The organism is Thermoanaerobacter mathranii subsp. mathranii str. A3, from assembly GCF_000092965.1.
GTDB lineage: Bacteria > Bacillota > Thermoanaerobacteria > Thermoanaerobacterales > Thermoanaerobacteraceae > Thermoanaerobacter > Thermoanaerobacter thermocopriae.
This window is the reverse complement of sequence record NC_014209.1, coordinates 2,022,548-2,033,805: the sequence shown is the minus strand read 5'-3', so window position 1 is coordinate 2,033,805 and position 11,258 is coordinate 2,022,548. Positions and strand designations below refer to the sequence as shown.

Here is an 11,258-nt window from a genome sequence, read left to right as displayed (position 1 = left end):
CCGGGCATGTGCCCGGATTATTTTTGATTTTCTTCCACCCATTCCTTTGCATTTATTACCTCGTTTTCACTTGGAATAGGTACATTTGACTCATCTTTTAATTTTTGTATATTTGCCCATGAAGCAGTTTTATGGTTTTCTATAGGGAGTTTTTTAAGCTTTATCGGTTTTTTAGTCATAAAATCACTCCTTTTAAATGTATTGTCTGTAGAGTTTAAAAAAATATAACTTAATTTTGTGTGGCAATTTTAAAAGGTGATATAATAATTTTAAAATAAATCTTTGGGGAGAGACTGAAGTGGAGATAAGAGGACATCACTTTTTGTGTATGTTGGGCTTTAGAGGGCTTGGCTATGATGAAAAATTTGTTAAAAATATGGATGAAATTATTAGAAAGTTGGATAATAAACAGGATATATTGATAAAAGTTGTGGATAGTGTGGATAACATTTGTGCTATGTGTCCTAACAATATAGAAGGAGAGTGTAAAGAAGAAGAATATCCGGGAAGCGTAAAAGAAAAGGACAGAACGATCTTAGAAGTTTTAGAAATAAAAACAGGGGAGGTATTTAGCTATCAAGAAATCACAAATCGGATTAAAGAAAAAATGACAGAAGAAAAGATGGAAGATATATGTAAAAATTGTCAATGGTTTAGCCTGGGTTATTGTCTAGAAGGACTTAAAAACTTAAAAGGCGGTTGATACCGCCTTTATAAGTCTCTTTGTGAGAAATGTCTTGAACCGTAATATAATAGGAAAATTACGTAAAAGAAAATGTAGATAAACATGTACAAACTTGGTTGAGACATATCCCCAAAGAGTCCTTGTGTTATAAAACTTATCCCACTACTTTGTGTTAAAAGCTCTGCAGTCATTTTTCTATATATGACATCTGTAGGAAGGATGAGACTTGTAAGTATCCCTGCATTTATAAGACTTTCTCCGCTTTTTAAGCCAAAGGCACCGACTTGACTTTGTTGCATTGCTATGTCTTCTGCTTTGAATTCGTCTTTTATCATCCAAGAAATTTGATTTAAAACTTTTGGATAATATTTTTCAAAGATATCTTTGAAACTTTCCTCTATTTTGAACACCTTCCCTATGTCTTTTCACTAATAATAACACATCTAAGACCAATTTTGTGACAAAAACTTTTCAGACGAAGGGGACGGTTCCTCTTGTCTGAATTTTTCAGATGAAAAGAACCGTCCCCTTCGTCTGGATTTTATTTTTTGTGGGAAGTGCTATATAATTATATCGGTGTTTTTAAAAAGGTGCGGGGGTGTTAAATTTGGAGAGGATAAAGAGTTATTATCCTTATTTAGCAGGAATAGGAATGGCATCAATTTTTGGATTTTCTTTTATGTTTACTTCTATGGGGCTTGATGTAGCTTCTCCTATGGAGCTTATAGCTTATCGTTTTTTACTTGCAGCATTTATGATTACTCTTTTGTGGGTATTTGGAATTATTAAACTTAATTACAAAGGGAAAGATCTGTGGCCATTGTTTTTATTGTCTCTATCAGAGCCTGTTGTGTATTTTATATTTGAAACATATGGTGTAAAATATACATCCTCTTCTCTTTCTGGTTTGATGATAGCTTTAATTCCTGTTGCGGTTACTGCTTTGGCGGCGGTATTTTTAAAGGAAAGACCTTGTATGTATCAGCTTTTCTTTATTTTTTTGTCTGTTACAGGAGTTGCTTTTATAATTTTTATGACAGGTGTTGAAAGCCGTAATACATCAATTAGAGGGTTTGTGTATCTTTTAGGAGCAGTCTTATCTGCAGCTTTTTACAGTATTTTAGCAAGAAAGTCTTCTTTAGAATTTTCGCCTATTGAGATAACCTTTGTAATGATGTGGTTTGCTGCAATTTCTTTCAATTTTTTAAATTTAATTGATAGATTAACAAAAGGTTACCCTATTTCTGACTATTTTAAGGATTTAACTGATTACAGAGTGCTTATTCCTGTGCTATATTTAGGTATTTTGTCTTCTGTTGTAGCGTATTTTTTAAACAATTACGCTCTTTCAAAATTGCCTGCATCTCAGGCTTCAGTTTTTGCAAATTTGACCACAGTAATTTCTATAATGGCAGGAATAACCATAAGACATGAAACTTTTTATTGGTATCACATAATAGGGGCTATTATGATATTGATAGGAGTATGGGGGACAAATTATTTTGGAAAAGTGTCTCAATTGGTTATTTCTTCAGAAGAAATACATTGAAATTCTGTATTTACATTACTTAGAGAATGTGATATACTTTTAGCGTAACCCTATACCATATGGGGGTATATATTACCTCAAAAAGGATGCGGTATTTAAAACCGCATTTATTATGGAGGAGTGATTTTATTAGTACTTTTATCAGTATAACATGTTTTTGCGTTTTAATAAAGTACAAAAATATAATAATAAATTAAATATAAAAAGTTTTTGAGGTGAAACTATGGAGAGAGATATAAAAGAAGCTATGGAAATGTTGGGCAGAGGAAATGGAAAAGCTCTTGATATTGGTACAGGACGGGGACGAATGGCAGCGGCTTTGGCTGAATACGGATATCAAGTTGTGTCTTTGGATGAAAGTAAAGAGGCTTTAAAAAGAGCAGAAGGCCTTTTGAAGGAAAGTGCAACTTTGGAAAATATCTTGCTACTTCATGGAGATGCTCACAATCTTCCATTTTTAGATGAAACTTTTGATGTTGTGGCTACATACAATGCTATGCATCACATGAGGGATTATAAAAAGGTACTGGATGAGATGGTGAGGGTCTGTAAAAAAGGCGGTAGTATTCTTATATCCGAATTAAACGAATATGGGAAGAAAGTTGTCGCTGAAAGGCATAAAGAAAGAGGAAGCCATCATGAAGCAAATATAAGCATTGAAGATATTGCAAAGTATTTAGAAGTCGAATATGCTTTAATAGGAGAAATAAAACAGGGAGAGAGGACAGATATTTTTATATCCAAAAAGTGACAAATATTAAGGAAAAATTTATCGTTGACAAGACATAAAAATATGATAAAATAGATAATGTCCTTTGTGGCCCCGTGGTCAAGTGGTTAAGACACCGCCCTTTCACGGCGGCAACACGGGTTCGAATCCCGTCGGGGTCACCATTTATATTTTGAGAAATAAAATGTCGCATTGGGATGCGATATTATTTTTTATGTCGAAAGAAAAATTACAAACATATCAAAAATTAACAAATAAAACCATCACCTTAATGGTATAATTTAGAAAAAACAAGAGGTGGTGGTTTTTTTATGCAAAATATAAATATTTTACCTTATAAAAGAGTTATAAAAACTCCCTTGACAGAAAATACACCAAAAAATCTTTATAAAAATATTCAACAAATTATATTATTGTCAGTTATAAGCTTTTTTATAGCGCGAGCTGTTATTTTCAATAGTCTTTTGCCTTTCGGCATTGCTTTTTTTGCAACTCTTTTAATATATAAAAAGCGATATTTTTTAACTGGAATAGGAGTATGGTTGGGGATATTGACTTTGCCCGGTGTCAATAGTTTTAAATACCTTTTAGCCCTTATTTTGGTTTTTTTAGTGGAGGGGCTTTTAAAAGTTAAATCTCAAAATATTATTAAGGCCTCTTTGATAACTTTTATTTCACTTTTTAGTGCAGGCCTTATCTTCAGCTATATATACGACTTTTTGCTTTTTGACATTATAATGAGTTTATATGAGTCTATTACTGCAATGTTAATGGTTTTTATTTTTAACCATGCTGTTTCATTTATTTTGAATGTAAACAGAAAAATTATTTCCAATGAAGAGTTGATATCTTTGAGTATATTTTTAGGATTGTTTATTTTAGGACTGAATCATTTGAATGTGTGGAAATTTACTCTCAACGGAATATTAGGGACACTTATAATATTTTTAGCTTCTTACATAGGTGGGGTGGGAGTAGGAGCAAGTATCGGCACGACTATAGGACTTATTGGGAGCTTATCTTTTTTTCAAATGCCAGTCTCCATAGGACTTTTTGGATTTGCAGGCTTGTTGGCTGGCAGTTTAAAAAAATTGCATAGAATTGGAGTTATTATAGGCTTTTTGACTGCCATTTTTATTATTACATTTTATGTAACTTCAAGTATAGATATGCTTATAAATCCTTATGATATTGTTTTAGCTTCTTTAATGTTTGCAGCGCTTCCTAAGAAATACATAGTAAAAGTAGAGGAAATAGTAAAAGGCAATAAAAAATTAAACAATAGAAATTACAATGAAAAATTAAAAGAGGTAGTGACAGACAAATTAAAGGAGTATTCTCAAGTATTTGAAGAGCTCTCTAAAAGTTTTAAACAGGTAAATGAAAAGATACTAGACCACAAAGATATTTCTTATTTGTTTGAGGAAATTGCCAATAAAGCTTGCACTCAATGTGTTATGTATAAATCTTGTTGGGACAAGGAATTTTACAATACTTATAAAAGCCTGTTTGAATTAATAGAACATCTTGAAAAAAATAGTAGCATTGAAGACAATAAAATTTATAGAAAATGTATAAGATTTTCTGAGCTTATAAGTACGACTAAATATTATTTGGGTATTTACAAAATAAGCATGCAATGGAGAGAAAGGCTAAAAGACGCTAAAGGTCTTATTGCTACTCAGTTGAAAGGAATTGCTGATGCAATATCTAATATGGCCAGTGATATTAGCATGAATGTCACTTTTAAAGACGAATTAGAACAAATAATGATGGTGGAATTGGATAAAAAGGGTATACCCGTAGAGGATGTATTAATTTATGACGCGGGAGATGGAAATATTAACGTAAAAATATACAAAAGGGCATGTATTGCGAAGGAATGTGACAAAAAGATTGCTCCAATTGTGTCTGAAATTATGGGGGAAAGATATGAGAGAAAAAGTAGGTTATGTGCAATAGACCACAATGGAAGGTGTGTAGTTACCTTTACAAAAGCAGAAAGTTTACAAGTTTTGACAGGTATAAGCAGAGTTAGCAAGTCAAAAAACAAGATTTCTGGAGATACTTATTCTTTTATGGACTTAGAAGATGGAAAATACATGGTAGCTTTAAGCGATGGAATGGGGATTGGATATAAAGCGGCTGCAGAGAGCAGTACTACCATTTCTTTGCTAGAAAAATTTATTGAAGCAGGATTTGATAAACATTTAGTTATTCAAACGTTAAATTCTATTTTGGCTTTACGGTCTGCAGAAGAAATGTTTTCTACCGTGGATATAATGTTTTTGGATAAATTTACTGGAGAGACAGAATTTATCAAGATTGGTTCTTGCGCTACTTTTATAAAAAGGGGAAATGAGGTGGAAATTATAGAATCCAGTTCTTTACCCATTGGAATTTTGGAAGATATCGAAGCAGATATCCATGAAAGAAAATTAAAAAATGGAGATTTTGTGATTTTGGTTACTGATGGAGTGTTGGAGTGTTTTGAAAAAGATAAAGAAATAGAATTTTCAAGGTTAATCAGTGAAATTGACACGAGAAATCCTCAGGATATGGCAGAAGCGTTGATAAAAAAATGTTTGGAATTGTGTGATAATACGCCTAAAGACGATATGACAATTTTGGTTTCAAAGATATGGAAAAAGTATAAAAGTTAATAGAATGGAATAACCCTTCCACAATGTGGAGACAATATATCGAGGTGATTTAGGGAAAGACTTTGTGGAAGGGTTTTTGTATCTGTAATTATCTGATGTAGAGGAAAGTTAGTTCTTTTTTGAAAAAGAGGTTTGATTTAAAAATTAAGATGTTATATAATCATTATATAACTTAAGTATATATCGCTTAAGGGGTTAAGAAATGATTGATAAGGTTATTTCAACAATTAAAAGATATAAAATGATTAAGGAAAATGATAAAATTGTAATGGGAGTTTCCGGCGGACCCGATTCTTTATGTATGCTGGATATTTTATACAATTTAAAAGATTTATTTAATCTTAAATTGTATGTAGTACATGTAAACCATATGATAAGAGGAGAAGAGGCTCGAAGGGACGCGCAATTTGTTGAAAATATATGCTGCAAATTGAAACTCCCATTTTTTTTATTTGAAAAGGATGTAAAAAAAATAGCCAAAGAAATGGGATATTCGGAAGAAGAGGCTGGACGATATGTGAGGTATCAGGCTTTTGAGGAAGTATTAAAAGAAGTTAAGGGTAATAAAATAGCAGTAGCTCATAATAAAAATGATGTAGTGGAAACGGTTTTTTTAAATTTAATAAGGGGTGCTGGAATGACAGGCCTCATTGGAATAAAACCGGTAAATGGGAATATAATAAGGCCTCTAATTGAAATAGAAAGAAAAGAAATAGAGATATACCTTAAAGAAAAAGGCTTAAAACCAGCACTTGATTTTACAAATTATGAGGATTTATATAAAAGAAATAAAGTAAGGCTTAAATTAATTCCCTTTATAAATGAAACTTTTGAAGTGGATATAATAAAAAATATCTATAGGATGGCAAAAATTATTTTAGAGGAGAATGATTATTTAGAAAAAGAGTGTGAAAAGATTTTTAATGAGGTTTGTTATTTTAATCAAGAGGAAATTTTTGCTGATATAGAAAAACTGAGGGTACAGCACCCCGCTATACAGCGGCGCTTAGTAAGACTTATGTACCAAAAATTAAAAGGAGATATTTATGGACTAGAATACATCCATGTAGAGGATGTTTTAAGCCTTTTAGACAAACCAACTTCCTCAAAAATTGATTTGCCCTTTGAAATTGAGGCTTTAAAAAGCTATAATAATCTTATAATGAGAAAAGTAAAACAAAAAGAGGTCAAGACTTTTTGGGCAAAATTAAATATTCCCGGAATCACTAATATAGATGGCATTGGTCAATTTAAAACTACTGTTTTAGGGATTGAAGAAGTAAAAAAACTTGATATAGGGAAATACACAAAATTTTTTGACTATGATAAAATACAGAAAGATGTAGTAATTAGAAATAGGCAAGCAGGTGATGTTTTTTCCCCTCTTAATATGGGGGGAAGTAAAAAACTAAAAGAATTTTTCGTTGACGAGAAAATACCCCGCGAAATAAGAAATAGCATTCCTTTATTGGCCATAGGCAATGAAATCGTATGGGTGGTAGGGTATAGAATGAGTGATAAGTTTAAAGTAGATAAAAACACAAAAAAAGTCCTTGTTATAGAATATACCAAAGAAGAAAATAAAAAAGGAGGTTAACTTTATGTCGAGTATAACACAAGATATACAGGAGATTTTAATTACGGAACAACAATTAAAAGAAAAAGTAAAAGAGTTAGGACGAATGATTACAAAAGACTACCAAGGGAAAGACCTTGTTCTTCTTGGGGTTTTAAAAGGGGCAATAATGTTTATGGCGGATTTGTCTCGAGCGATAGATTTGCCTTTATCAATAGATTTTATGGCTGTTTCCAGTTATGGTTCTTCTACTCAGTCTTCTGGAATAGTAAAAATAATTAAAGACCACGACATAAACATTGAAGGCAAAGATGTGCTCATAGTGGAAGATATTATAGATAGTGGTTTGACGCTTTCTTATTTAAGAGAGACTTTATTAGGAAGAAAGCCCAGAAGTTTAAAAATATGCACTATTTTAGATAAACCTGAAAGAAGAGAGGCAGATGTCAAAGTAGATTATTGTGGCTTTAAAATTCCTGACAAATTTGTAGTAGGTTATGGATTAGATTTCGATGAAAAATACAGGAACCTTCCCTTTATAGGGGTTTTAAAGCCGGAGCTATACAAATAATTTGGTTTTTTAAAGGAGATATGATATTATAGATTAAAGGTAGTTGGACTTATTTGAAGGAGGGGCCTTATTTGAAGGATAATAACAAAATAATTAGAAGCATAGTTCTCTATTTATTAATATTTATAGCTATTTACGCAATGGTACAATTATATTCTCAAAGCGCCGAACCAATAACCGATATTGATTATGGACAGCTAATAAAATATATTAATGCCAACCAAGTAAAAAGCATTACCCTTGTGGGTAATGATGTTAAAGGGGTATTGAAAAATGGCACCGAGTTTAAAAGCCGTGTGCCAGATGTAACAAACTTTATGAACTTTGTTAATCCCTATATTTTACAAGGGAAACTGGACTTTAAAAGTGAACCGCAGGTAGGCCCGCCATGGTGGGTTCAAATGCTTCCTTCCCTCTTTTTAATCATAATTTTCATTATATTTTGGTATATTTTTATGCAACAGGCACAAGGCGGGGGAGGAAGCAAGGTTATGTCTTTTGGAAAGAGCAGAGCAAGGATGGTTACTGATAAGGATAAAAGAGTGACTTTTAATGACGTGGCGGGAGCAGATGAAGAAAAGGAAGAGTTGCAGGAAATTGTTGAATTTTTAAAATATCCCAAAAAATTTCTTGACCTTGGAGCCAGGATACCAAAAGGAGTTCTTTTGGTAGGACCTCCAGGTACTGGTAAAACTCTGCTTGCAAAAGCTGTGGCAGGAGAAGCGGGAGTACCGTTTTTTAGCATAAGCGGTTCTGATTTTGTAGAGATGTTTGTTGGGGTAGGTGCTGCAAGGGTAAGAGATTTATTTGAACAAGCCAAAAAGAATGCACCCTGTATTGTTTTTATTGATGAAATAGATGCAGTAGGAAGGCAAAGGGGTGCAGGTTTAGGCGGTGGACATGATGAGAGAGAGCAAACACTAAATCAGTTGTTAGTTGAAATGGATGGTTTCAGTGTAAATGAAGGCATAATTGTTATTGCTGCAACAAACAGGCCAGATATATTAGATCCTGCACTACTGCGACCAGGAAGATTTGATAGACACATTACTGTAGGTATTCCTGATATAAAAGGAAGAGAAGAAATTTTGAAAATACATGCTAGAAATAAGCCTTTAGCTCCAGATGTGTCATTACAGGTATTGGCAAGAAGAACCCCTGGCTTTACTGGGGCTGACCTGGAAAATCTTATGAATGAAGCAGCGCTTTTAGCAGCAAGGAGAGGGCTTAAGCAGATAACTATGGCGGAGCTGGAAGAGGCTATAACGAGAGTAATAGCAGGACCTGAAAAGAGAAGCAGGATCATGTCTGAAAAAGACAAAAAATTGGTGGCATACCACGAAGCTGGTCATGCTGTTGTTGCGAAACTTTTGCCAAATACTCCTCCTGTTCATGAGGTTACCATAATTCCAAGAGGCAGAGCGGGAGGATATACTATGCTTCTTCCTGAAGAAGATAAATATTACATGTCAAAATCTGAAATGATGGATGAAATAGTTCATCTTTTAGGTGGACGGGTGGCAGAAAGCTTGGTGTTAAATGATATAAGTACGGGTGCACAAAATGACATCGAGAGGGCTACAAGTATTGCAAGAAAGATGGTTACAGAGTATGGCATGAGTGATAGATTAGGGCCTATGACCTTTGGCACTAAAAGTGAAGAAGTGTTTTTAGGGCGTGATTTAGGAAGAACGAGAAATTACAGTGAAGAAGTAGCTGCAGAAATTGACAGAGAGATAAAGAGAATAATTGAAGAAGCCTATAAAAGAGCGGAATCACTCTTAAAGGGAAATATTGAAAAGCTCCATAGAGTGGCAAAAGCTCTTATTGAAAGAGAAAAACTTAATGGAGAAGAGTTTGAAAAAGTATTTAACGGTGAGGATATAGAGGGGGTGCAGTTTGCATAAAATACCAAATAATGTATAAGTCTTTGGGCTTATACATTATTTTTTTTTAAAATTTTTAGTTAACAATAAAAAAATTATTGATAAGAAGGAGGATTTTTCTACTTTAATGTCTAATTATATTAGTGGGCCTAAGGGTTTTGAACGAAAGATGAGGGAGACAAAGGGGGACAATCATGAAAGCGAACAAAACTTTTGCTACAGATAAAAATTCCTTGCAGTGGATATGCAACCTTTTAAATAATGCACACGATTTTTTTGTCTTAAAAGATTTAAATGGTAAGGTAATTCATATAAATAAAAGACTCCTTGAAACATTAGGTTATACTGTTGATGATGTAGATGATTATGATCATTTTTTTTATCACATATTGAAATACAAAGAAATAGGACCTTATGAAGATGGGCTTATTATAGAGCTTACGGCAAAATACAATTTAAAAATGTCTTTTAGCATAAAATTTAGTCCTATAGCTAACAGTGTGGGAGATAAGATAGCTTTTTTAGGATTTGTTAAACTTCGAAGCTATCAGAAAGAAAAACCCGGCGATTATATTGATTTTTTCAAACATTCAACAGACATAATGGATATGACAGAAGAGGGTGTTGTGATAGTTGATAATAAGTTTAACGTGGTCTACGTGAATAACAGAGCATGTGAATTATTTGGTGTTAAATATACGAAATTCATAAATGCGAAGTTTACGGACTTTTTGAGAAAATACAAACCGGATGCTTCAGAAAATAATTTAATTAACGGAGAAAAAATTGTAATTTCCTCAAAGGGAAATTGTGATGAAAGAGTGCTTTTACTAAAATACGGAAAGTTAAACGGTGGTCATTGGAAAACTATCATTGTGAAGGATATAACAGAAGATTTAAAATATCAGAAGTTAATTGAGCAAACTGAAAAATACACAATTGCTGGTGAATTTGCTGCCACAACCATTCATGAGATAAAAAATTCTTTAACTTCTGTAAAAGGTTTTATACAACTTTTACAAGCCAAACATAAAGAAAGTTCTACTTATTATGAAACTATTTTAGACGAAGTGGATAGGATATTAGTTTTAATAAAAAATTACCTTGGTATAGTAAGAAACAGTGAAGAAAAAGGAGAAACTGAAATAGACATTAATGGAGTTATAAACCAATATTTACTTCTTTTTGAAGCAGAGGCTGTACACAAAAAAATAAAAATAGAAAAGAGGCTTGGCGATATTCCTCCTATAAAAATGGATAAAAATCATCTGAAGCAGCTTATTTTAAATGTAGTTCAAAACTCGCTTCATGCTATTGGAGAGAATGGTAAAATAATATTAGATACAAGATATTACCCTCTTAAAAAGAAAGTGGTAATAAGAGTTGTCGATAATGGAGGCGGTATAGAGAAAAAATATTTAAAAAAAGTTACTGAGCCTTTGTTTACAACTAAAAAAGAAGGAACAGGACTAGGACTTGCTATTTGCAAAAGTATTGTGGAGCTGTACAACGGGGATATTAAAATTTTTAGTAAAAAAGGCAAAGGTACACTCGTAAAAATAATTTTAGGTGAAAGATAAAAGTAAAAGCTGGAGGGG

General features: G+C 32.7%; 9 protein-coding genes, 1 tRNA gene and 1 pseudogene. 9 read left to right on the top strand and 2 right to left on the bottom strand.

All coding sequences use genetic code 11. The features are described 5' to 3' along the window. Window positions 1-17 precede the first annotated feature (17 nt). Window positions 18-179 (bottom strand): CDIF630_02480 family spore surface protein, encoded by a 162-nt coding sequence (locus TMATH_RS11740; protein WP_013150869.1) that lies wholly within the window; start codon window positions 177-179, stop codon window positions 18-20. 119 nt (window positions 180-298) lie between these two features. Between TMATH_RS11740 and TMATH_RS10150 the strand changes: the two genes are divergently transcribed. After that, complete coding sequence (locus TMATH_RS10150; protein ID WP_013150868.1) at window positions 299-703, top strand: DUF1284 domain-containing protein; 405 nt, start codon at window positions 299-301, stop codon at window positions 701-703. Between the two features lie 8 nt (window positions 704-711). Here TMATH_RS10150 and TMATH_RS10145 read toward each other — a convergent pair. Further along, window positions 712-987, bottom strand: a pseudogene (locus tag TMATH_RS10145) (ABC transporter permease); the annotation flags it as partial. Between the two features lie 305 nt (window positions 988-1,292). Here TMATH_RS10145 and TMATH_RS10140 point away from each other — a divergent pair. From TMATH_RS10140 to TMATH_RS10105, 8 genes are all read left to right on the top strand, one after another. Beyond that, entirely contained in the window at window positions 1,293-2,234 is a 942-nt protein-coding gene (locus TMATH_RS10140; protein WP_013150866.1) for a DMT family transporter, read from the top strand. Between the two features lie 223 nt (window positions 2,235-2,457). Beyond that, the gene (locus TMATH_RS10135; protein ID WP_012995993.1) at window positions 2,458-2,985 is read left to right on the top strand and encodes a class I SAM-dependent methyltransferase; all 528 of its coding nucleotides are present in this window, start codon (window positions 2,458-2,460) and stop codon (window positions 2,983-2,985) included. A 68-nt stretch (window positions 2,986-3,053) separates the two neighbouring features. Beyond that, window positions 3,054-3,128, top strand: a tRNA-Glu gene (locus TMATH_RS10130). Between the two features lie 147 nt (window positions 3,129-3,275). Then, on the top strand, window positions 3,276-5,627 hold the full coding sequence (spoIIE, locus tag TMATH_RS10125) for a stage II sporulation protein E (protein WP_013150865.1): 2,352 nt from the start codon (window positions 3,276-3,278) through the stop codon (window positions 5,625-5,627). A 202-nt stretch (window positions 5,628-5,829) separates the two neighbouring features. Next, complete coding sequence (tilS, locus tag TMATH_RS10120) at window positions 5,830-7,224, top strand: tRNA lysidine(34) synthetase TilS (protein WP_013150864.1); 1,395 nt, start codon at window positions 5,830-5,832, stop codon at window positions 7,222-7,224. Between the two features lie 4 nt (window positions 7,225-7,228). After that, entirely contained in the window at window positions 7,229-7,774 is a 546-nt protein-coding gene (gene hpt, locus TMATH_RS10115) for a hypoxanthine phosphoribosyltransferase (RefSeq protein WP_012995990.1), read from the top strand. 71 nt (window positions 7,775-7,845) lie between these two features. Further along, window positions 7,846-9,681, top strand: a complete 1,836-nt coding sequence (ftsH, locus tag TMATH_RS10110) for an ATP-dependent zinc metalloprotease FtsH (protein WP_012995989.1) — start codon at window positions 7,846-7,848, stop codon at window positions 9,679-9,681. Window positions 9,682-9,854: 173 nt separating this feature from the next. Further along, window positions 9,855-11,240: a PAS domain-containing sensor histidine kinase gene (locus tag TMATH_RS10105; protein WP_012995988.1), complete on the top strand. Its 1,386-nt coding sequence runs from the start codon at window positions 9,855-9,857 to the stop codon at window positions 11,238-11,240. Window positions 11,241-11,258: the final 18 nt, after the last annotated feature.

Coding starts and splice junctions, on each gene's coding strand:
- TMATH_RS11740 (WP_013150869.1), bottom strand. CDS start 179: ATGACTAAAAAACCGATAAAGCTTAAAAAACTCCCTATAGAAAACCAT.
- spoIIE (WP_013150865.1), top strand. CDS start 3,276: ATGCAAAATATAAATATTTTACCTTATAAAAGAGTTATAAAAACTCCC.
- hpt (WP_012995990.1), top strand. CDS start 7,229: ATGTCGAGTATAACACAAGATATACAGGAGATTTTAATTACGGAACAA.
- tilS (WP_013150864.1), top strand. CDS start 5,830: ATGATTGATAAGGTTATTTCAACAATTAAAAGATATAAAATGATTAAG.
- TMATH_RS10135 (WP_012995993.1), top strand. CDS start 2,458: ATGGAGAGAGATATAAAAGAAGCTATGGAAATGTTGGGCAGAGGAAAT.
- TMATH_RS10105 (WP_012995988.1), top strand. CDS start 9,855: ATGAAAGCGAACAAAACTTTTGCTACAGATAAAAATTCCTTGCAGTGG.